This is a genomic window from Actinacidiphila acididurans, from assembly GCF_016918855.1.
Classification (GTDB): Bacteria; Actinomycetota; Actinomycetes; order Streptomycetales; family Streptomycetaceae; genus Actinacidiphila; species Actinacidiphila acididurans.
This window is the reverse complement of sequence record NZ_JADKYB010000003.1, coordinates 399,037-419,848: the sequence shown is the minus strand read 5'-3', so window position 1 is coordinate 419,848 and position 20,812 is coordinate 399,037. Positions and strand designations below refer to the sequence as shown.

General features: G+C 73.3%; 18 protein-coding genes. 7 read left to right on the top strand and 11 right to left on the bottom strand.

Going from position 1 to position 20,812, the window contains the following annotated elements; all coding sequences use genetic code 11:
* Positions 1-190: 190 nt before the first annotated feature.
* The gene (locus ITX44_RS07235) at positions 191-1,081 is read right to left on the bottom strand and encodes an ATP-grasp domain-containing protein (RefSeq protein WP_205356183.1); all 891 of its coding nucleotides are present in this window, start codon (positions 1,079-1,081) and stop codon (positions 191-193) included.
* Between the two features lie 226 nt (positions 1,082-1,307).
* Here ITX44_RS07235 and ITX44_RS42105 point away from each other — a divergent pair, with 226 nt between their 5' ends.
* Positions 1,308-4,796: an IPT/TIG domain-containing protein gene (locus ITX44_RS42105; protein WP_205356182.1), complete on the top strand. Its 3,489-nt coding sequence runs from the start codon at positions 1,308-1,310 to the stop codon at positions 4,794-4,796.
* Positions 4,797-4,834: 38 nt separating this feature from the next.
* Here ITX44_RS42105 and eno read toward each other — a convergent pair whose 3' ends face one another.
* From eno to ITX44_RS07210, 4 genes are all read right to left on the bottom strand, one after another.
* Positions 4,835-6,103, bottom strand: coding sequence for a phosphopyruvate hydratase (gene eno, locus ITX44_RS07225; protein ID WP_307795138.1), 1,269 nt, complete (start codon positions 6,101-6,103; stop codon positions 4,835-4,837).
* 264 nt (positions 6,104-6,367) lie between these two features.
* Positions 6,368-7,477, bottom strand: a complete 1,110-nt coding sequence (locus tag ITX44_RS07220) for a DUF2332 domain-containing protein (RefSeq protein WP_205356181.1) — start codon at positions 7,475-7,477, stop codon at positions 6,368-6,370.
* A 440-nt stretch (positions 7,478-7,917) separates the two neighbouring features.
* Entirely contained in the window at positions 7,918-8,871 is a 954-nt protein-coding gene (locus tag ITX44_RS07215; RefSeq protein ID WP_205356180.1) for a hypothetical protein, read from the bottom strand.
* Between the two features lie 333 nt (positions 8,872-9,204).
* Complete coding sequence (locus ITX44_RS07210) at positions 9,205-9,873, bottom strand: hypothetical protein (protein ID WP_205356179.1); 669 nt, start codon at positions 9,871-9,873, stop codon at positions 9,205-9,207.
* A gap of 494 nt (positions 9,874-10,367) precedes the next feature.
* Here ITX44_RS07210 and ITX44_RS07205 point away from each other — a divergent pair, with 494 nt between their 5' ends.
* The 4 genes from ITX44_RS07205 to ITX44_RS07185 all read left to right on the top strand — a co-directional run bounded on the left by ITX44_RS07205 (position 10,368) and on the right by ITX44_RS07185 (position 14,438).
* Positions 10,368-10,805, top strand: a complete 438-nt coding sequence (locus tag ITX44_RS07205) for a cytidine deaminase family protein (RefSeq protein WP_205356320.1) — start codon at positions 10,368-10,370, stop codon at positions 10,803-10,805.
* A gap of 87 nt (positions 10,806-10,892) precedes the next feature.
* Complete coding sequence (locus ITX44_RS07195) at positions 10,893-12,065, top strand: alpha/beta fold hydrolase (RefSeq protein ID WP_307795137.1); 1,173 nt, start codon at positions 10,893-10,895, stop codon at positions 12,063-12,065.
* Positions 12,066-12,256: 191 nt separating this feature from the next.
* The gene (locus ITX44_RS07190; RefSeq protein ID WP_205356178.1) at positions 12,257-13,501 is read left to right on the top strand and encodes a CopD family protein; all 1,245 of its coding nucleotides are present in this window, start codon (positions 12,257-12,259) and stop codon (positions 13,499-13,501) included.
* 292 nt (positions 13,502-13,793) lie between these two features.
* Positions 13,794-14,438 carry a GNAT family N-acetyltransferase gene (locus ITX44_RS07185; protein WP_205356177.1) on the top strand — a complete coding sequence of 215 codons (645 nt, stop codon included), beginning with the start codon at positions 13,794-13,796 and terminating at the stop codon, positions 14,436-14,438.
* A gap of 45 nt (positions 14,439-14,483) precedes the next feature.
* On the opposite strand, the gene ITX44_RS07180 is transcribed toward ITX44_RS07185, so the two are convergent.
* From ITX44_RS07180 to ITX44_RS07170, 3 genes are all read right to left on the bottom strand, one after another.
* A complete protein-coding gene (locus ITX44_RS07180) occupies positions 14,484-15,449 on the bottom strand; it encodes an anti-sigma factor RsbA family regulatory protein (RefSeq protein ID WP_307795136.1) in 966 nt (321 codons plus the stop codon).
* Complete coding sequence (locus tag ITX44_RS07175) at positions 15,446-16,261, bottom strand: MEDS domain-containing protein (protein ID WP_205356176.1); 816 nt, start codon at positions 16,259-16,261, stop codon at positions 15,446-15,448. Before ITX44_RS07175 ends, ITX44_RS07180 begins: the two co-directional genes overlap by 4 nt.
* A gap of 230 nt (positions 16,262-16,491) precedes the next feature.
* A complete protein-coding gene (locus tag ITX44_RS07170; protein WP_205356175.1) occupies positions 16,492-16,959 on the bottom strand; it encodes an STAS domain-containing protein in 468 nt (155 codons plus the stop codon).
* Positions 16,960-17,389: 430 nt separating this feature from the next.
* Between ITX44_RS07170 and ITX44_RS07165 the strand changes: the two genes are divergently transcribed.
* Positions 17,390-17,695 (top strand): hypothetical protein, encoded by a 306-nt coding sequence (locus ITX44_RS07165; RefSeq protein WP_205356174.1) that lies wholly within the window; start codon positions 17,390-17,392, stop codon positions 17,693-17,695.
* A gap of 144 nt (positions 17,696-17,839) precedes the next feature.
* Positions 17,840-18,016, top strand: coding sequence for a hypothetical protein (locus ITX44_RS07160; RefSeq protein WP_205356173.1), 177 nt, complete (start codon positions 17,840-17,842; stop codon positions 18,014-18,016).
* A 28-nt stretch (positions 18,017-18,044) separates the two neighbouring features.
* Here ITX44_RS07160 and ITX44_RS07155 read toward each other — a convergent pair whose 3' ends face one another.
* The 3 genes from ITX44_RS07155 to ITX44_RS07145 form a co-directional block, all read right to left on the bottom strand.
* Positions 18,045-18,809, bottom strand: a complete 765-nt coding sequence (locus ITX44_RS07155) for an SDR family NAD(P)-dependent oxidoreductase (protein WP_205356172.1) — start codon at positions 18,807-18,809, stop codon at positions 18,045-18,047.
* A 194-nt stretch (positions 18,810-19,003) separates the two neighbouring features.
* A complete protein-coding gene (locus ITX44_RS07150) occupies positions 19,004-19,585 on the bottom strand; it encodes a hypothetical protein (protein WP_205356171.1) in 582 nt (193 codons plus the stop codon).
* A 56-nt stretch (positions 19,586-19,641) separates the two neighbouring features.
* Positions 19,642-20,538 carry a MurR/RpiR family transcriptional regulator gene (locus tag ITX44_RS07145; protein WP_205356170.1) on the bottom strand — a complete coding sequence of 299 codons (897 nt, stop codon included), beginning with the start codon at positions 20,536-20,538 and terminating at the stop codon, positions 19,642-19,644.
* Positions 20,539-20,812: the final 274 nt, after the last annotated feature.

The following is a 20,812-nucleotide window of genomic DNA, read 5'->3' as shown; positions in this document are numbered from 1 at the left end:
CCGCGGTCCAGGCCCCCGCGGCGAACGGCGCGGGTACGGCAAGGACTTGGCGTACGATCCACACACGACCGCGGCGAGGCGAGGGCGGACGGTGTCGACAGGCTCCGTCGACGGGCGTCACTCTCCGGCCAGGCTACTACATGATGTAGTGACTCCAGGGACGGGTGAGAACGGGAGCAACCCCGACGCGTCAGTTCGACGCCGAGTGCAGCAGGGGCTCCAGGAGATGCCGCTGGTTCGCGGAAGCGGGCAGATCGCTGACCTGGCCGTCCCCGACCTCCACCACCCGCCGGACGCCGTCGGAGCGCAGGGCCAGGTCGGTGGTGACGAATCGGCAGCCGAGGGCGCGCACCAGCGGTGCCAGACGGTCGAGTTCCGGGCCCGGCACGGACGCCTCGGCCGTACCCGCGCCCGTGCCGGCGTCCGGGTGCACGGTGACCAGGACCGGGTCGCCGTCGATCCACCACACCCGGACCTCGTCGCCGGTGAAGTCCTCGAAAGCGCGCAGAACGATTCCACCGGTGAGGAAGTCCCCCTGCAACTCCACGAAGCGCCCGGCCACGGCCGCCAGCCGCTCCGCGTCGGCGACGTCGGGCACGAAACACGCCTCGTCCCATTCGTGCTTGCGGGACTTGACGTAATCCTTGACGACGACCGGTCCGGGGCCCAAGGGCGCTGCCGACTCGGCCAGGCGCGCTGCCGGGAGGGTCACCCCCGGGTCCGCCGGGAGCCAGACGCTGCGGGGTGTCACCGCCGCGAACGTCTCGTACCAGCCGGGCAGTTCATGGGCTCTGCGGTACCGGAGGGCATCGGTCGCAAGGGGGCTGCCGCGCTCGGCCAGCGCGTTCGCCAGTTCGGCGTAGCGGCTGCTCGGCAGCATCCAGCCCCGGTACCAGAGCGGGCCGAGACCGCGCGGCACCCTGGCCACGGCCTCTTGCGCGCGTCCTTGCATCAGGGCTTCGTGGTCGACGAGCGCGACGTCACTGCCCAGGTCCTTGGCCGTCTCGGCCGCGGCCGCGAAGTGCGGGTCCGGACGGCGTGGCCGCAGCGGGTCGCAGCACGTCAACAGGGCAGCTGTCATGGACCCAGAGCCTAATCCGGACATCGACGCCTCCCCGGGCAGGGACGGCACCGGCCGCGCGGGTCGCTCAACGCCTTTGGGTGCAAAGCCCGTTGTGGGGCGAATACGGTGTCCGGTCTGGGAGCTTGTGGCACACTTCCTTCACTCGATCGCCACTGGACCTCCAAAGAGGGCTGTGAACGGGGGGCGGTCAGACCGGGGGTGCGCGGTGTTCGGAGTACGGGGGATGCGGGCTGTCACGGCCGGAGTGGCGTTCGCCACCGCCGTGGTGGCGGTCGGGCTCGGCAGTGCCCCGAGAGCCGTTGCCGCGACCGCGCCTCCGAGGGTCAGCGGGGTGTCGGCCGCCGACGGGGCGCTCTCCGGGGGTGGCCGGATCACCGTCACCGGTACCGGGTTCACCCACGTGAACGCGGTGGCCTTCGGGTCGGCACGGGGCACGCGCATCATCGTCGCCTCCTCGCGGAAGCTGACCGTCACCGCACCCAAGCACTCCGCGGGCGCGGTGGACGTGCGGGTGCACACGGCGGCCGGCTGGAGTCCGGTGACCAAGGCCGACCGGTTCACCTACGTGTCGGCGCCGGTCATCACCAGGGTCGCCCCCGCGTCCGGACCGAGCGCCGGCGGTACCCGAGTCACCGTCACCGGAACGAATTTCCTGAAGGTCTCGTCGGTCGGATTCGGTTCCCTGCCGGGGACGAAGGTCACCGTCTCCTCGGCGAAGACGCTGACCGTCACCGCGCCCAAGGCGCCGGCCGGGCGGGTCGACGTATGGGTGCGGTCCGCGTTCGGGCGGTCGGCGTCTGTCGTCGCCGACCGGTACACCTACCTGGCACCCGCGCCGACGGTCACCGCCCTGTCGTCCCGGACCGGGCCGGTCACCGGCGGGCAGACGGTCCGTATCACCGGCACCGACCTGACCGGGACGACCGCCGTCGCCTTCGGCCGTACGCCCGCCGCGTCCTTCACCGTCGTGTCGGCGACGCGTATCGACGCGGTGACCCCGGCCGCGTTCGCGGCCACGGTCGACGTACGGGTCACGACCGGCTCCGGGACGAGCGCGGTCAACTCCCCGGACCGGTACCAGTTCAGCACCCCGGACCCCGCCAACACCGCGACGTACACCCCGTCGGCCACGACCCGCTCCAGCGCCGCCGCCGACGTCGTGTCGGTGACCGGCGGGCAGCAGGACGCTGCCGGCCCCGGCGTCGCCCCGTGGCAGGTCACACTCGCCTCGGGCGCGGTCGTGCCCGCAGCTGGCGCGCGGTACTACCTGCCGCCCGGCACCGCCGCGTACCCGAGCGGCCTGGCCGGTACGGTGTCCGCGGTCGACGACGCCGACGGCGGGACCCATGTGCTCACCGTGACGGCCGCGCCGCTCGACGACGCCTTCGACGGCGTGAGCGTCGACTACACCGGCCCGCTGGGCGGCGCGGCCCCTTCGCTGACGCCGTCCGCGCGGCAACGGCGCCTCGCCGCACAGAGCTTGACCGCCGCCGGCAGCGGCGGATTCGACTTCGGCCGGATCGGCGCCTCCGCGTTCGAGTGCACCGCCGGCGGCGAGCCCGCCTCGCTGCGCGGCTCGGTCACCCTGGAGATCGACAACGTCGCATCGCACTACCGGGCCGACTTCGGTTCCCTGGTCAGCTCCCCGTTCGTCGAGGCGTACGTGCAGTACGAGCAGACGGTCGGCTTCGACCTGACCTCCGAGGCGGCCAAGGCGGAGTGCGAGCTGTCGGCCGAGTGGCAGAACACCCACAAGAAGCTGTTCTTCCTCGGTGACACCGGAGCGGTGCTGTCCTTCTCCCCCGACGTCTCGTTCTCGCTGTCGGCATCGGGGACGGTCTCCGTGCGGCAGCACAGCTACCACGTCACCGGGTTCATCACCCAGTCGGACGGATCGCTGCGGCGCGTCGACGGCAAGTCCGCCGATCCCGTGAGCCTCGCCGCGTCCGGCGACCTGACCGCGGAGGCGTACGGCGGGGTCGCGATCCAGCTCGGGCTGCTGGACCGTATCGGCGTCGGCATCTCGGCCGGCGGCGGGCTGAAGGCCACCGCCAAGGTGAGCTCCGACCGGCAGGTGTGCGCGGACATCGGGCCGTTCCTGCGCGTCAGCCTGTACGCGTACCTGGACCTGTGGGTCAAGAAGTGGACGGCGCAGAGCTTCAGCGCCGAGGCCGACCTGCCCGTCGCACACGCGTGCGTCGCCGGCGGCGGCGTACCGGTGCCCAACCCGCCCGATCCTCCGGTGATCACGACGACGGCGCTGCCCGACGGCTCGGTGGGCGCCTCCTATGCGGCGATGCTGACCACGGCCGACCATCGATCCGGTACGTGGGCCGTCGTCGGCGGCAGCCTGCCCCCGGGGCTCGCCCTGGCCGGGTACACCGTCTCCGGCCGGCCGACCGCCGCCGGGTTCTACGGTTTCCAGGTCGGGTTCACCGACGCCTACGGGGACCGGACCACCGCGACGGCCTCGATCAGCGTCGCCGAGGCGGCGCCCCCGCTCGGCACGGCCGGATCGCTGTCCGCACTGCCCGCCGACGCGACGCCGGCACAGATACTGCCCGCGCCCGGCGGCCGGTTCCTGGCCACGTACACGGAAGGGGGCAGCAACGACACCTGGCTGGTGTGGCGCACTCCCGGCGCCGACGCCGCCCAGGCGCTCGACCTGCCGGTGCCGGTGGGCAGCGTCGCATTCGGCACCGACGGCACGGCGTATCTCACCACCGGGGCGTTCAACTCCTCCGAGGGCGGCGAGGTCCTCGCCTACGAACCCGGCGCGACCTCGGCCGGCCGGCTGCACTCGTTCGGCACCGCGCCGGACGGCGACATGCGCGGGCCGTCCCATGTCGCGTACGGCAACGGCTCGCTCTACGTGGAGGCGCTCAGCCCGCACGCCTGGGGATCGTGCGATGTCGTGCTGGTCCGGATGACGCCGACGGGAGCGACGCTGAACACGGCGACCGGCGTCACCGACTGCGGCGCCTGGTCCTGGACCGCCTCCTCGCAGTACCTGACCGCGCTCGAGGACGTCTGGGGCGCCAACTACATCGAGTACTTCGACCCGGTGACGCTGGCACTCGTCGCGACCCAGCCGGTCCCGGCGAACATCGCCGCCGGCGACGTCGGGCCCGCGGACGCCTACACCACCGTGGGCGGCCCGGACTCCTCCTGCGCCGACCAGAACATCACGCGCACCGGGCCGGGCGGCCAGGTGTGGTCGCTGCCGGTGACCGCGGCCCTGGGCCTGGACCCGACGGACGCGTGCGCCTTCGGCGGGCTGGCGGCCGAACCGGACGGGACCGCGGACATCCTGGCCCTGGACGCCGCCGGCGTGGTGCTGGCCGTCGTCGACTCCTCCGGGCAGCCAGGCGCGCGCACCACGGTCTCCTCGGCCGACGCCGTCAACCTGTCGATGACGCACGACCGGTCCGGCCACCTGTACGCGGCCTGGGAGAACCCCGTGCCGTGCCCCGATCCCGCAAACCCCGGCTACGGCTGCACCCGCACCGTGGTGGCCGCCGGCGCCCCCGGCGGCCTCACCCCCATCGCTTCCCTGGGCGGCACCTTCGGCGACTCCGTCTCCTACTCCGGCCTGACCGCCACCGACGGCGCCGCCGCCCTCCTCTCCTTCGAGGCCCCCTATTTCTGCGGCCTCAACTGCGGCGCCTGGGGCACGACCGGGCCGTTCGTGAAGGTGATCCCGTCGCACTAGCCGGGCGTGCGGGTGCCGGTGGGGAGGGTCATGGGCGGTCAGCGTCCCAGGCCGTAGGGCAGATCCGGGTGGCGGTGCCCGATCTCCATCAGGCGGTTGTACTTCGCGACGCGTTCGCCGCGGGCGGGGGCACCGGACTTGATCCGGCCGCAGCCGGAGGCGACCGCCAGATCGGCGATGAAGGTGTCGTCGGTCTCGCCGGAGCGGTGGGAGACCATGGCCCCGTATCCGGCCTTGCGGCACACCTCCAAGGCGTGCAGGGTCTCGGTGACGGTGCCGATCTGGTTGAGTTTGATCAGTGCGGCGTTCGCGATACCGTCCTGGACCGCCCGGGTGATGATCGCGGGGTTGGTGACGAAATTGTCGTCGCCGACCAACTGGACGCGCTCGCCGAGCGCGCCGGTGAGTTCGGCCCAGCCGGTGTCGTCGTCCTCGCCCAGGCCGTCCTCGATGCTCCACACCGGGAACTCGTCGACGATCTGCCGATAGCGGGTGATCATGTCCGAGGTGGTCAGCACCTGCCCGTTCACGCGGTAGGTTCCGTCGGGCTGCCGGAACTCGCTGGCCGCCGGGTCCAGGGCGATGGCGACGCCGCCCGTACCCGGCTCGTATCCGGCGTCGGTGATGGCCTGGACGATCACGCGCAGTGCTTCTTCCGGTTCGGCCAGATCGGGGGCGAAGCCGCCCTCGTCACCCAGCCCCGTGGTGTGTCCGGCCTCCGCCAGGCGGCGACGCAGTGCCGCGTAGACCTCCGACCCGGCGCGTACGGCTTCGGCAATGCCCGGCGCGCCCAGCGGAGCGATCATGAACTCCTGGAAGTCCAGCGGGTTGGGCGCGTGCGCGCCCCCGTTGAGGACGTTGAAATGCGGTACCGGCAGCCGTGCCGTTGCGCCGTCCGTGGCCAGCCCCTGCCAGAGCGGTACGCCCGCCTGCCCGGCCGCGGCGCGGGCCGCGGCCATGGAAACCCCCACGATCGCGTTCGCGCCGAGCCGGGACTTGTCCGGCGTCCCGTCGAGATCGATCAGGGCCTGGTCCAGCGCTGAGAGACCGGCGAAGTCCCGGCCGCACAGCGCGGCGGCGATCTCGCCGTTGACGTGGCCGACAGCGGTCCGCACCCCGGCCCCGCCGTACCGTGACGCATCATGGTCACGCAATTCCAGGGCCTCCCCCGACCCTGTTGAGGCGCCCGAGGGCACGCCCGCACGCGCGGTGTTCCCGTCGGCGAGCCCGACGCTGACCGACAGCGTCGGCCGGGACCGGGAATCGAGAATTTCCATGGCCTGAACGGCGGTGATGTGCAGCGGCACGACGGACCCTTCTTTTCGGCTCGACCGGGCACGGGATGTCCGTGGACGACCCGCGGGCCGCAGTCGGGGAGCAGGGCGATGCCGTGGAGCCTGCCGCGCGAGGACGGGTACGGGCGTCGGATCGCCGAGGTCGATCATCCCGGGCGGGGCGAACGGGGCTTGCACAACGCGCGGGCCCGGTCCCTCTACCGGGCCAGGGCAGGGACCGTCGAGCGGTGACAACACCGCAGGGGACGGGACGCGGTGTGATCAGGGTGCGATGCCTCACCCGTCCGAGGGGAGCCAGGCGAAGTCGTCGGCTTTGGTACGGGCCGGGGCGAGCCAGCGCAGGTAAGGGTCGGCCAGGGCGAGCAGTTGATCGTCGCGGAGCCCGGGGCCGCGCAGGCTGACGCCTACCGCGTACAGGGAATTGCGGCGGGAGAGCGGGCCGTTCAGGGCGGGGGTGTGCAGGCCGACGGTCGCCAGCAGGCCGGGCCCTTCCGCGAAGGCCCAGGCGACCGGGCGGTGGGCGGCTGCCTCCTGGAGCTGGGCGACGAAGGCGCTGCGGGCCTCGGCGGCAAGGTAGCTGAGCAGTGAGGCGGTGAAGACGACCACGGGCTCGCTGCCCGGCAGTTGGCCGATGAGTCGCGCGGTGTCGGTGGTGGCCTCGCCCGGCACCACCGAGAGCTCCGCGCTCGCGAGCGCGAGGTCGGTCGCGGCTCGCAGGGTGGCGAGTTCGCCGACCTGCTCGGGCCAGATGAACGCCTCCAGCCACGCCCTGGCGTCGGGGTCGGACAGGTCGACCGGATTACGGTCGATGCCGAGGCGCCGGGTGATCCGCGGTGCCGTACCGAGGGCAAAACCGTTGGGGTCGCCCCGGACCTCGCAGGAGATGACGGGTGCGCCGGCCCCCGGGTCCTGCCGCCCGTTCAGGCGATAGCCGTAGTGGTCGAACAGCAGGTTGAGTCCGGCGCTGGCTCCGACCTCGACGAGGGCGAACGGTCCGGGCAAGCGACGCCGCACATGGTCGAGTGCCAGCCGCAGGGCGACGCACCGCCGGATCTCGTTGGTCTGGGTCGACCGCTCGCGCAGCAGCCGCAGCAGTTCGTCGCGGTGGTCGGCGCAGAAGGCCGCGAAGGCGGGCACGAGGCGCTCGTCGGGCGTGCGCCGGCCGCCGTGGATGGCGTAGTACGCGGACAGTTCGTCCCCGGGGTGTGCCGCGAGGAGCAGGTTCACCGCGGCGAACAGCAGGCTCGGGCGTCGCTGGTCGCCGGGCGTGTCGAGGAGCAGGCCGAGCAGAGCGTCGTCACCGGCGACCGACTCGCTCAGCGCCTCGTACACCGCGGAGCGCCCGCGGCACTGGGTCGCGGCGAAGAACCGGAAGAGGACGCGCAACCGGTCCGCCTCCGCACCCCGCGCGGGCACCTCCGGGGGCCCCGCGCTCACCGGCCGGCCCGCCCGGCGAACGGACGGTTCGTACGGCCCTCACCGGACCGATCGGCTGAGCAGTCCATGGGCGACCTCACCTCGGCTCCCTCGGGCGCGGCACCGGTCCGCTCGCCCTTTGACCATGCCGCTGAACACGCCGCGCCGGGCGGGCTCACGTATGCCGCACCGGCAACCGTATCGAAGCCCGTCGCGACCGCGCCCTCGGGCGACCTGGCCCGGTGCGGTGCGCAGCGGTGGGTCGCGCGACGGACGAGCGGGCCGGGGGCGGTCGGGCCGAGGGCGGCGCGCATCACCCCGGCGCCCGCAGGCAGCGCGCTGCGGTCGTCGCGTCGAAGCAACGGTCGGACGCAACCGGATCGTGCTCCCAGGATCGGGCCCGGACCGCGTCACCCGTCGCTGCCCCGCGTCGCCTGGCTACGTGCCGGCGCGCCTGGCGGGCCGTCGCTGGGGGTTGAGGCATTGGTCGGGACGGCTCCGTGGGAGACGGGCCACAGGATCAGGCGGGCGGCAAGGGCGAGGCGGGGCGCGGTCAGCGCGGACAGGTGGGTGGTGGTGATACGGGTCAGCTCGTGGTGGGACTCGGGGCACAGGCGTCGCCACCGGCTGGGGGTCAGCCAGATCGCCGGGCGGCCGGCGGCGAGGAGCCGGGCGTGCTCGGTGGGGTGCCGGCGCAGCAGGGCGAGCGCCAGGTTGGGGCGGCCCGCCGCGTGGTCCTCGAACAGGTCGAGGACGTCGTCGGTGGTCTTCGCCAGGATTCCGACGGCGGTGAACTGCCGGACCGTACGGGCGTCGGGCGGAAGGCCGTTGAACAGGCCGATCACCTGGGCCAGGCACGCGCCGAAGCCTCCTGAGTCCAAGGCGGCGCTTTCCAGGGCGTCGCCGATGTCGTAGCGCGGGTGCTGCAGCGCCGTGTAGCGGTCGTAGGAGCGGTCCAGCTGATCGGCCAGGAACGCCCGGATCGGCCGGCGTTCCGGGTGGGGCCGCAGGAAGTCGCGCAGGTTCCACAGGTGCGCGCGCACGGCCTCGTGCGCGAGGACGTCACCGGGGTCGGGGCGGTGCCCCTGGTCGAGGAGGTGCTCGTACGCGTCGTCGAAGGCGAAGATCAGCCGGCTCAGCCGGATCGCCACCGCGCCGGTCCCGGGGCGTACGGGCCGGCCGGTGAGCTGCGTCCAGCCGTCGAGCAGCAGATTCATCGCCGCGTCGTAGCCGGCCAGCGCCGGGCGCGAGGCACGGCGGGGCCCACCGGTCAGCCCGCGCCGGTAGGGCCGCCGGACCAGGTGGCGGCACCAGTGCGCGGCGAACGGCCCGGAGTCGGCGGCCAGCGCGAGGGTGCCCTCCATCGCCCCCCGGTTCATTCCGCCGCTGCTCCGGCCGATACGCCCGCGGCGCCCGGCAGCAGCCGGACCAAGTCCGCCAGCGGCGCAGCGTCGTACCCCGCGGCCGGCTCCGGCACGTGCTCCGGCAACCGCCGTGCGTGCTCGGTCGAATCGCACAACAGCGCCGGCCTGACCTGCTTGCCCCTCACGCCGATTTGCGTACGGGCGAGCCTTCCCGACTGCGGCGCTGCCCGCCAGGGCCGGCGGCCCGGCTCCGCATCGGGCAGACGCACGACCTCTGCCGGTTCGGCTGCGTAAGCCACGGTCAGAGGCCCTGCTGTATCGGTCTTCGGCTGCTCAGTCATCCGCGTCCCCGAGTGCGGCGCGCACCACGGCGCGTGGCTCCGGAAACAGCAGCGGAACCGCTGCAGCGACGTAACCAGGGTGCCGCCCGGCGAACTGCGCGAGCAGCCTCCGGGCCGCCGCCGACCGACCGGCGTGCTCCGCGCAGAAGGCCCGGCACCTCTGCTCCGCCGCAGGCCACCCTTCCAGCCGCGTCTCCATCAGGGCGGTGGCGCAGGTCATGTAGCGCCAGTACGACCGCAACTCGCCGCCGCCGACCGGCCGACCCCATGCCCGGCGCACCAGCAACGGGGCCAGGGCCACCAGCGCGGCGATGAGTTCCATGTGGTCCTGGCGCATCCCCGCGAAGGCGCGGTGCTCCCGGCCGAGAGTCGCCGCCAGCCGCCTCACCTCCCGGTTCCCCACTCCGCCGCCCCATTCCGGCTCGGTGGTCAGCCCCAGCAGCCGCAGCAGGAAGGTCCGCTCCGCCATGCCGTCGAACGCGGCACGCGGACGACCGCCCGGCGGCCGCACGGCGACCAGTCCCGGCAGCGCCAGATAGGTGAGCAGTACGAAAGCCCCGCCGGTCCCCAGCACGTCGGGGCCGGACCACATCTCCCGTACGGCGTCCAGGTCCCCGGGACCGGCGACGGCGGAGGCGCTCTCCACGGATCGCGGGCACATCACCATCGGCTCCCTGGAACATCGGCAACGGCTGCCGGGCCGTCGAGCGAATGAAGGCGTCCCCACCGCGACCGGCCGAGCGCACGCCGATGACGGGCGACCACAGCAGCACCCTGCGCCACCACCACAGTCACGCGAATCGTAACGAAACGGGCACCAAGGAGCTGTCAGCCACACGGCCGACCGCATGCCGCAAGCACACAGGCAGCTCCCGGCCACGGCGGACCGGACGGATCAGCAGCTCCTGAAGCTGGAGCGCCCGGGCATCCGGCCGCTCAAAGCCCCTGTCCGATCAGCCGTGCCCCGGGCCGATCCCGGGAAAAGCCGCAGGGAGCGGCAGGCGAACGGCGTCGGGCGAAAAGACAAAGCACCCGTCTCTCCTCGCCGGCCCGGTCGTGCCGCGGCGACCAGAAGAGATCCGCCTGGAATATTCGGGTGCGCGGCGTCGCCGGCCGGGGCATCGTCGCAGCGCACAGCGGACGAAGGCGGAGATGATGAGGACGCAGGGCGATTCCGTGGACCAGGAGCTGGTCCGGGCGGCGACGGACGTCGTACGGATCCGGAGCCACGGGGACAACCACACGGTGGCGGCCGCCGGCCGGGCCGCGGACGGGCGCATCGTGACCGCGATGAACGCCTACCACTTCACCGGCGGGCCGTGCGCGGAGCTGGCCCTGATCGGCGCCGCCGCTGCTCAGGGGGTGTACGAGCTGACGACCGTGGTGGCCGTGGGCGACCGGGGGCGAGGCGTCCTGCCGCCGTGCGGCCGCTGCCGGCAGGTGCTCGTCGACTACTTCCCGGACGTGCGGGTGGTGGTCGGCGCCGGGGACGCCCTGCGCACCGTGGCCGTCGCCGAGCTGCTGCCGGAGCGGTACGTCTGGGCCGATCATCAGCTCGACGCCGAGCCGCCCGAGCCGCCGGACGCGGGCTGAGGCCACGGTTCCGCGGACCCTCGGACCGGTGACTCCAAGGGCCCGTACGCGGAGCCGCTGTCAGTGCCTCCTGCCAGGGTGGCCGGCATGACGACATGGTTCCTGACCGACATCGAGAAGGCCGTACGGGCCAGCTGGGCCGCCGACACCTGCTCCCCCGACGACGTCGCGCGCGCCCCCTGGACGAGCGACAACCCCGCCTGGGGGCACTGCGACGTGACCGCCCTGGTGGTGCACGACCTGCTCGGCGGCGACCTGGTGGTCGGCGAGGTCCACCTCGACGGCGAGCAGCAGGGCTACCACAACTGGAACCGGCTGCCCAGCGGGGTCGAGGTCGATCTGACCCGGGACCAGTTCCGGTGCGGGCAGACGGTGACGCGGCTGCGTGCGGTCCCCCGCCCGGCCGGGCCGCTCCCCCGCCGCTGGGCCGAGTACGAGGTGCTGCGCGACCGGGTGACGCGTGAGCTGGGCGCGCTGCCCGCGCCCACCGAGGAGGAACCGGCCCGGCACGCCGTGACGATCGACGGCCGCCGCCTGTCCTACCTGGACTTCGGCGGTCCGGGCCGCCCCCTGCTCGCGCTGCACGGCCACTTCGGCGAGGGCCGCACCTTCGCCGCCCTGGCCCGCGCACTCGCCCCGCGGTGGCGGGTCATCGCCCCGGACCAGCGCGGCCACGGCCGCTCCGACCGGCGGGCGGACTTCTCCCGGGAGGGCTACGTCGCCGACGCCGCGACGCTCCTGACCCGGCTCGGGCTGGACGGCGTCGTGGTCCTCGGCCACGGCCTGGGCGGCGTCAACGCCTATCAACTCGCCGCCCACCACCCGCGGTTGGTGCGGGCCCTGGTGGTGGAGGACATCGGCGCCGAAGTGGCGGACGACCTGTCCTTCTGCCTGTCCTGGCCGGAGCGCGCTCCCACCCGTGCGGCCCTGGTCAAGGAGCTGGGGCCCGCGGCCCGCCACCTCACGGACGCCTTCCGCGAGCGCCCGGACGGCTGGGGGCTCGCCTTCGAGCCGCAGGACATGGTCGCCTCGCAGCGTCTGCTCGACGGGGACCACTGGGACGACTGGCTGGCGAGTCACTGCCCGGCCCTGCTGGTCCGCGGTGCCCGCAGCGACCTGCTGGGCGCCGAACACGGCCGGGACATGGCCGCCCGCCGCCCCCGTACCCGGCTGGTCGAACTCCCGGCCGGCCACACCGTGCACGCCACCGCGCCGGGGCCGTACGCCGCCGCCGTACGCGACTTCCTGGCCGGCCTGTGAACCCCGCCATGCCCCCGGCCTGCGGTGTCGCGGGAGACGGACCGCGCGGAAGGGACCGCTCGGTACGTGAGCGGGCGGCCTCGTGTTCAAGCGACCGGCCATCGGGTTCATCACATTGACCATCGAATTTAGGTTTGCCTAACCTAACCACCCGGTTCTCCTTTCCCCACGTGAGCAAGGGTGGTTTCGCCATGCCTGTGTCCGACCCGTCGCCGGGCTTCCCGCTGTTGCCGACGGCCCCGGCGCCGTCGACGCCCCTCGGCCCGTTCGAGGACAGCGCCGTCGCCTGGACGACGTGGGTGACGTTGATAGGGTTCGTCGGGCTGACCGCCCTCGCACTGGTGGTGGCCGGGCCGGCGGCCCGCCGGGCCGGGGCCGCGGCGCTCACCGCGACGACCGTCCGGCTGGCGCGGGCAGCCGTCGTCCTCGGCGCGCTCGCCGTGCCCGCGGTGCTCACCGACCTGGCCCACGGGGCGTCGCAGAGCGGCGGTTACGACTACGGCGCCGCCTGGAACGGCCTGTACGACGGCAGCAACGACGGCCGTCTGTCCGGTCTGGAAGTCACCCTGATCCTGGCCGGAGCCGCGCTGGTCGCCCCGCTGACGGTGCGTCGCACGGCGGCCGGCCCGGCCCGGCGATGGCTGCTCGCCGCAGGCCTGGGCGCGGGAGCCGTGGCGCTCGGCACCACCAAGTTCCCGGACAAGGCGCCCGACGACTGGGGCCGTACCGTCTTCGAGACCGCCATGTGGATGCTGCACCTGATCGGCGGTTCGGTCTGGCTGGGCGGGCTGGCCGGCCTGGCGCTGATCGCCCTGCCCGGCGCGGTCGCGCCCGCCGCCCGCGGCGCGTTCTGGCCCCCGGCCCTGCGCCGCTTCTCCGCCGCCGCCATGAGCTGTGTCGCGGCCATCGCCCTGTCGGGCCTGTTCCTGTACTGGGAACACGTCGACGGCCCCGGGCAGTTGGTCAGCACGATGTACGGCCGGGTGCTCGGCGTGAAGATCCTGGTCTTCGGGGCGCTGCTGCTGCTCGGCGCGTTCAACCAGTTCTGGCTGCACCCGCGGCTGGAGGGCCTGCGCGCCGCCGGTGACCTGCGCCCGCTGCGCACCGTCCTGGTCCGGGAGTTCCCGGCCGTGGTCGCCGTGGAGACGCTGCTCGGGGCGGCCGTGCTGTTCGTGGCACCCTTCCTGCACGGGTCGGCCCGCAACCAGGCCTACCAGGCCCGGCTCGCCGAGCACGCCGGCGGCGCGGCGGCCCTCGGCGACCTGCCCAAGCTGCCGGCCAAGGAGGTCAGCACGTCCACCTGGGTCTGGGGCACCGCCGAGACCCTTGCCGTGCTCGCCGTCATGGCCGCCGGTTACTGGCTCTCCGGCGTCCTCGCCCGCCGCCGCACCGCGACCGCGGTGCCCCTCGCCGAAGAGGACCTGGTCGAGGCGTGAGCGCACTCGTGCGCGGATCACCGCGCCGCCGATGACCGTCACGGCCGATGACCGTCACGGCCGATGACCGTCACGGCCGGGCTCCGGATCACCGGGGCCCGGCCGTTCGTACGCACCCGGGCGGCATCGAGACCGCACGTGTCACGGCGGCGACGGCCTCGTACGGCGCAGGGCGTGCGCGGTGCCGGAGCCGGACGGAATTCGCGCGACACGACGTGCCGGCTGTGGAACGCTGCGGCTCGGTCCGCGGACGGCGGACGGGCCGACAGGGGCAGGCACGGGAGTGATTCGGTTGGATTTCAGGCTCGAGGGTCCGATATTGGAGGGCTCGCTCGTCCGGCTGGAGCCGCTGGACCGGCGGCACGCGGCGGACCTGGCGGCGGCCGCGGAGGAGGACCGCGGCTCGTACCGGTTCACCTGGGTGCCGACGGCGGACAGTGTCGAGGAGTACATCGACGCCCAGCTCGCCCGGGCCGCCGCCGGGAAGCTCGCCCCCTACGCGCAGGTCGACCGGGCGTCGGGGCGCGCGGTCGGCGCCACCGCGTACTGGGACCCGCGGCCCTGGCCGTCCGGTGAGGGCCTGTGCGCGGTCGAGGTCGGCTTCACCTGGCTCGCCGCGTCGGCGCAGGGCACCGGGGTGAACACCGAGGCCAAATACCTGCTGTTCCGGCACGCGTTCGAACAGTGGCGGGTGGCCCGGGTGGACCTGAAGACCGACGCGCGCAACAGCCGCTCACGCGCCGCGATCGAGGCGGTGGGCGCGCGGTTCGAGGGCGTGCTGCGCAACTGGTCCCGGTCCTGGGTGCCCGGCGAGGAGGGCCGGCTGCGCGACTCCGCGATCTTCTCGGTGACCGCGCAGGAGTGGCCGGACTGCCGCGCGGGGCTGGAACAACGCCTCGCCCGGTCGCTCGCCCGGCGCGGTCCGGTGGCTTCGTAGGGCCGGATCCGCGCTGCCGGCCCGGGGGCCGCACGGCTCAGTGGGTCAGTCCAGTACGGTGCTCAGCCGGATCGTGGTGCCGTGCTCGGGGGTGGAGCGGATCTGGACCAGGTCGCAGAGCTGGTGGACCAGCCACAGGCCGCGGCCGCCGATCTGGCGGACGGCCGGGCGGAAGCGGCCGGCGAGGGGGTCCTCGATGTGGCCCGCGTCGTGGAACTCGCAGATCAGCACGCCGTCGGCGACCCAGGTGCGCAGGGTGCCCGAGCCGCCGCCGTGCCGGATGCTGTTGCTGGCCACCTCGGTGGCGGCGACCAGCAGTTCGCGCAGCCGGGCGCCCTGCAGACCGTGCCCGGTGGCACAGACGGCGACCTTGTCGCGTACGGCGGCGAGTGCGCCCGGTCCGTACTCCAGGGTCTCGCCCGGGTCGCAGGCGGCACCGAGGTCGTCGAAGGCGAAGGGGCCCTGCCGGAAAACGGGGTTGTCGCCGTGGCGGCCGTCGGCGAGCTGGAAGGGGTGGCACAGGCGGGCCGAGTCCAGCGCGGCCGGCTCGACGGTGGTGGTGTCGTACGGGCACAGCAGCCACCAGGCCGGCGAAGCGGAGAAGGCGAGGTTCAGCAGCCATTCGTGATAGCGCAGCTCGCCGCGCTCGGCCGGGCTGGCGGTCCGCCAGGGGGACTCGCTGATGCCGCGCACCGGCAGGCCGTCGCCGACGCTCTTCGCGATCCAGTCCTGCCAGGCGGGGATGAGGCGTCCGGGGTTGCGGCCGAGGGCGCCGGTGTCGACGAACGACACCTGCCGGTCGGCGCCGCTCTTGCCGAGTTCGTCGCGGAGCATGGCCTGCTTGTCCTCGCCGACCGCGACCAGCACTGTCTCGTCGCCGGACAGCGCGTCCTCGATGAAGGACACGGCGCCGGCCACGAAGGCGGCATCGCCCTCGTACGGGTAGAGCTCATGGCGGAAGGCCGGCGGTCGATTGCCGCCGGCCGTCATGGCCGCGGGGGGCGACGTCACGGCACCAGCTCCACCGGTACACCCGGATCGTCGTACCCGAGCAGTTCCCAGCATCGGCGCACGGTCGTGTTCGCGTTCTCGACGAGGATCTTGCGTCCGGGGTACGTGCCGGCCGCCCGGGCCAGCGCGCGCATCCCCGCGACGTCCATCAGTTCAAGGGCATCGCAGCGCAGCCGCAGGGCGACTGTGCCGGGCAGCAGTTCCGTCACCGCGGTGAAGAACGCTGTTGCGCCGTCGGCGTCGACCACCCCGGCCACACTCCAGCAGTCCTCCCCCGAGCTGAACATCTGGAAAGGAGGCATCGCTGTGCGGGTACCCGCGAAGTGCGGATGTACGCTCGCCGCCTGGCTGAGTATGCCCGGCAGGAAGCCGAGCCCCGGATAGGCGCAGACCACAAGGGCTTGGGTGCCCCCGATCAGGGCGTCCAGTCGCAGTTCCTGGTCGGCGACCTGCTGCGGGCTGATGTCGCTGGCCCAGATCCGGTCCATCTGGGCCAGCACGCGCAGCGCCCGGAAGCCCTGCCGGTCGGCCGTCTCCGCCTCCTGCCGGACCAGGGCGACCAGGGCGTCCGCGTCCCAGCCGCGGCCCGGCCCCTCGGCGAACGGGTCGACCAGCAGGCCGACCGGGGCCTGGAACTCATGCCAGACGGACGCCGGGGAGCCGACCACCATGATCTTGTCGCCGAGTTCGGCGCCGTCGGACAGGTAGGCCCGGGCAGCGCGGTGGAAGTCCTCCTGCGGCGGCACGACCCAGCACACGTGGTCACCTACGTCGGCCGGAGCGAGGTTCGCCGCACTGCGAGCGATCCTCACGCGGTCCTCCTCGGCTCGGCAGACCCGCCACGGCGGAGCCGGTCCATCGGCTCCGCCCTCCTGGCCGGCTTCGTGTTCTGGGTGTTCTTCCCGGAGTTCTTCGTCGGGTTCGTCGTGTTCTTGGTCGGCAGTCTGCCATTCCCGGCGGTCGGGGTGCCAATGAGGGTCGGCGCGCCGCCACGGGCGTTCCGCCGGGCGGTGCGTACCGGGCCGTCTTCGGCCGGGCCGGTTCATGACATGAAGTCGTCACCGCCCCGGCCGCTTCGTGGCCGCTCGGGCGTCCCGGTGAGGTGCTGGTCCAGGCCGGTGAGCACGAGCATACGGCGCAGGAAGGACGGCTGATGGTCCAGGTGGAACCGGGTGCCCGCCGCGGTGGTCCGGCGGTGCACGGTGATCAGGGCGTTGAGGGCGGAGGAGTCGCAGTCGGTCAGCCCGGCGAAGTCCAGCCGCAGATCGGCGGGCGGATCGGCGGGGGCGTCCAGGTAGGTGCCGACCGTGGCGAGGAAGGCGTACTCGGTGTCGTAGTCGAGGACTCCGCGCACGGTCACCCGCAGCGCGCGGTCGACGCGGTCGACGTCGAGGTCGATCACCTTCAGGGCCGCCGTCTGGCCGGCGCCGTCGGTACGGCGCCGTGCGAGGGCATAGGCGTCGGGGCCGCCGGGGCCGAGGGACGGGCCGCTGCTCGCGTAAGTCGTCATGGTCGTGCGTGTGCCCCGGGGGCGGCGGTTCACCCCACGGGCGTGGCTGGGGCCGGCGAGGGGTGCGGTCAGGGCTCCGGCGAGCGGTCGTGCGGGGCCAGCGAGGGATCCGGCGGGGGCCCTGCTGAGGCGGGCACCGGCCGGACGCGGGCCGGGGGTGCGGCATCCGTCCGCCGGGCCCACCGCGGATCGGCGGAGCGGGGCGGCACCGCACGTGGCGTAGCCGTGGCGTACCCGGAACGGTCGCTGTGGGCGGAATACGCAGTTCCGGCCGGGAGCCCGGGGAAAACGAGGGCAAGTCGCCGATATTCGTTGTTGCGTCGACTGTTTTCGTAGAGCTGTGCCGTTGCTACGGTCTGCGCGTTCATCATTTGCGGGCCGGTAGGGGCCGCGCGCCCCGTGCCGTACCGCTCAGCGGAAAGGACGTTCCGTGATACGCACCCGCATCGCCGCCGCCTTCGCCACCGCCGCCCTGGCCGCGGTGGCCACGACCGTCGCCGTCGGCGCCCCGGCCGAGGCGACCACGCCGCCCACGCCCTACATGTGTCCGGCGTTCCTGAACGACGGGGCGCACGGCCTCTACACCTGGACGTACGGCCAGGGGAACCTGCTCTGCTACTACAACGAGTCGCTGCCGCAGCTGACGTGCCACTACAACGCCTTCAGCGGTGACGCCTGGTACAACGACCCGAACCCGTCCTACTGCCCGACCCGGGCGGTGCCGACGGCGCCGTGACGGGGTCCGGTCCGGCCGCACGGATTTCGGCCGGGCCGGACGGGCGGGTGTGCGGTACGGGCGCGGCCGCCGGCTGCGTTTCGGGCGCGCCGGGGCGGGGAGCCGAGGGACGGAAGGTCCAAGGACACGGATCGGAGGGCCGCCATGACAGTTCCGTACCCCACACCCTCGCAGGCCGAAGGCGACCGCGAGGACGACGAACGCGTGAGCCCGTCGCCGGCACAGGCCGCGCAGATCGAACGGACCACGCCGTCCCAGGCGGAGGGCGAGGCCGAGGAGCAGGAGGAAGAGGTGCGGGCGGACAAGGGGCCGGCCCGCTGACGGTACGCCGCCCACTCGGCTGCGTCCGTCACCAGGTCTGTTCGGCCGCGCGGACGAGCATCTCGTTGACGGCCACCCGGCGGTCGCGGGTGACGATGTACGCCACGGCGTCGGCGATGTCCTCCGGGTGCAGCATCTCCATGCCCTCGACCTGGCCGCGGATCGCCTCGCGGATGCCCTCGCGGACGTGGGAGCTCAACTCCGTGTTCACGGTGCCCGGCTCGACCACGCTGACGCGTACCCGCTTGGTCATGACTTCCTGGCGCAGCGCCTCGGTGAAGGCGTTGACGCCGAATTTCGTGAGGTTGTAGACGGCGGTGCCCGGGCGGGCCACCCGGCCCGCGGTGGAGCTGATGTTGACCAGGTCGGCGACCCGGCGGGGGCCGTTCTCCGCGGCGGCCAGCAGGTGGGGCAGGGCGGCGCGGGTGACGTGCAGCAGGCCCTGCACGTTCACGTCGATCATGCGCTCCCACTCCCCCGCGGGGGCGTCCGCGACCGGCCCGATGAGCATCAGCCCGGCGTTGTTGACCACGGTGTCCAGCCGGCCGAGTCCGGCCACCGCGCGCTCCACCGCCGCGGCGGCCTGCTCCCGGTCGGTGATGTCGGCGGCCACCACCAGGGCGGTGCCGCCCTCCCCTCTGATCCCGTCGGCCAGCTTCTCCAGCCGGTCCTGCCGCCGCGCCACGAGCGCCACGGCCGCGCCGTGCCCGGCCAGCGCCCGCGCGGTCGCCTCCCCGATCCCGCTGCTCGCCCCGGTCACCAGCGCCACAGTGCCGTCCAGTCGTCCGCTCATGTCGTTCTCCGCATCCCATGCCCCCGCGGGGGCCGCCGACGTAGCCGAACCTCAGCCCACCTAAACGGAGAGAGGTCCGCTTTCCCCTGCACGTTAACCGGACCCCCCTCCGGATAGCAAGCGGAACACGCCACGGGGGTGCCGCGGCCGGAGACGGCAGGCGCCTGCGTCACCGGCCGTTCGGCGGGAGCGGCTTACGACTCCACCGCCGCCGGGAAACCCAGATGATCGAGCAGCGAGGCGAACAGATCTTCCACGAAGACCTCCTGGGACCGCATCAGCGTCTCGATGGCGACCGCAGTGGCGCCGCTCGGCACACCTGCCCGCTCGGCCCAGTGGAGCGCCTCCCGGGCGGCCCCGGGGACGAGGGCGTCCAGTTCGGCGCGCTTGCGCCGGGTGGCTTCGGCGTTTTCGGGGGTGGTGACCCATTCGCTCATGTCCTCGAGGTCATCGGGCTCCTCGGCCCACATCCCCGAACCGACATCCAGGTGCAGGCACACCTCCCAGCGCCGGCCGTCGGTTCCGAGACCGGTCACCCAGGCGACGTCGCTGTCGTGGACGGACGCGAAACAGGCCGGGGCACCGGTCCAGGCGACCAGGTCGTCCAGGTCGGCGGGCTCCCACAGGCCGTAGTCGAAAGAGACCGTCTGCCACCCGCCGGGGCGCGGCCACCACTCCTCGAGCTTGAGCTCCGCCTCCCCGACCCGGGCGAAGAACGGCGCCTGTGTCAGCGGCCGCTCGCTGCGGCCGAAGACGACGTCCCCGGAAAACCCCACTGCAACTCCCTCTTCGATGGTGGCCGCACCCTATGGCGGGCCACCGACACCGGGAGTCAGTCGTCGGGACGGTCGTGCTTGTAGGGGCGGACCGCCTCGGTGGTCGCGGCCATTGCCTCGGTGGTCTGGTCGTAGGTGCGCTGGGCGACGGCGATGTAGAGGAGGTCGAGGACGGCCATCTGGGCGTGGCGGCTGAGGATGGTGTGGTGGCCGGGGCCGTCGGTGCGGGCGGTGGTGGCCAGGACGAGGTCGACCCGGCGGGCCAGGGGGGAGTCGTGGTCGTTGGTGATCGCCACGGTGGTGGCGCCCCGGGAGGCGGCCTCCGCGGCGAGGTCCGTCACCTCGCGGGTGCGGCCGCTGTGGGACAGGGCGACCAGCACGTCGGTGGGGCCGAGCAGCGCGGCGCCGGTGAGGGCGATCTGCGTGTCGCTCCAGGACCAGGCCGGCACCCCGATCCGGAAGATCCGCTGCTGGAACTCCGCGCCCATCCCGGCGCTGCCGCCCACCCCGCAGATCTCCACCCGGCGCGCCCCGGCGATGGCGGCGGCGGCGTTCTCGACGGCGGACAGGTCGAGCCGGGCCAGCGTCTCGCCGACGGCCTGGCGCACGGCGGCGGAGACCGCGTCGGCGACCCGGCCGATCTCGTCGTGCTCGGAGATCTGCCGGCCGATGTTGGCCTGCCACGTCTCGTGTTCGGAGCGGCCGGTGTCGGAGGCCAGCGCGATGCGCAGGGCCGCGTAGCCGGGAAGGCCCAGCGAGCGGCAGAAGCGGGTGATGCTCCCGGTGGAGATCCGGCACGCGTCGGCCAGGTCCAGGATGGTCATCCGGGCGACGGCCGCGGGGTCGTCGAGGATGAGCCGGGCCGCCGCCCGCTGCGCCTCGGGCAGGGCGGGCAGCAGACCGCGGATGCGCTCGACGACCCCGTCGTCGGCGACGTCTGCGGCAGAACGCATGGCCGGCCACCTCTCTGATCCAGCATCGAGTGCATCGAGTACCGAGTGAAGAATAATTCTTCATTGCCTCCTCACGGACTGTCAATCTCCATCCCCGTCACGCCGTAACCATTGACGGAAGCGAGCCCGAGCGGGCAAAGTCCCGGGTCGACGAAGAACAATTTTTCTTCAGACGGGGACCTCCCATGCCGGACGCCAGCCAGCAGGAACCCGACCGCCGAAGCGCTGCGCCGGCTGAAGAGACGGGCACCACGACCCTTCGACTCTGGAGCGC

Excerpts from the sequence above, each read along its gene's own strand:
- ITX44_RS07235 (WP_205356183.1), bottom strand. The coding sequence starts at position 1,081 with ATGACAGCTGCCCTGTTGACGTGCTGCGACCCGCTGCGGCCACGCCGT.
- ITX44_RS42105 (WP_205356182.1), top strand. The coding sequence starts at position 1,308 with ATGCGGGCTGTCACGGCCGGAGTGGCGTTCGCCACCGCCGTGGTGGCG.
- ITX44_RS07215 (WP_205356180.1), bottom strand. The coding sequence starts at position 8,871 with ATGGAGGGCACCCTCGCGCTGGCCGCCGACTCCGGGCCGTTCGCCGCG.
- ITX44_RS07210 (WP_205356179.1), bottom strand. The coding sequence starts at position 9,873 with ATGTGCCCGCGATCCGTGGAGAGCGCCTCCGCCGTCGCCGGTCCCGGG.
- ITX44_RS07205 (WP_205356320.1), top strand. The coding sequence starts at position 10,368 with ATGAGGACGCAGGGCGATTCCGTGGACCAGGAGCTGGTCCGGGCGGCG.
- ITX44_RS07195 (WP_307795137.1), top strand. The coding sequence starts at position 10,893 with ATGACGACATGGTTCCTGACCGACATCGAGAAGGCCGTACGGGCCAGC.
- ITX44_RS07190 (WP_205356178.1), top strand. The coding sequence starts at position 12,257 with ATGCCTGTGTCCGACCCGTCGCCGGGCTTCCCGCTGTTGCCGACGGCC.
- ITX44_RS07170 (WP_205356175.1), bottom strand. The coding sequence starts at position 16,959 with ATGACGACTTACGCGAGCAGCGGCCCGTCCCTCGGCCCCGGCGGCCCC.
- ITX44_RS07160 (WP_205356173.1), top strand. The coding sequence starts at position 17,840 with ATGACAGTTCCGTACCCCACACCCTCGCAGGCCGAAGGCGACCGCGAG.
- ITX44_RS07155 (WP_205356172.1), bottom strand. The coding sequence starts at position 18,809 with ATGAGCGGACGACTGGACGGCACTGTGGCGCTGGTGACCGGGGCGAGC.
- ITX44_RS07145 (WP_205356170.1), bottom strand. The coding sequence starts at position 20,538 with ATGCGTTCTGCCGCAGACGTCGCCGACGACGGGGTCGTCGAGCGCATC.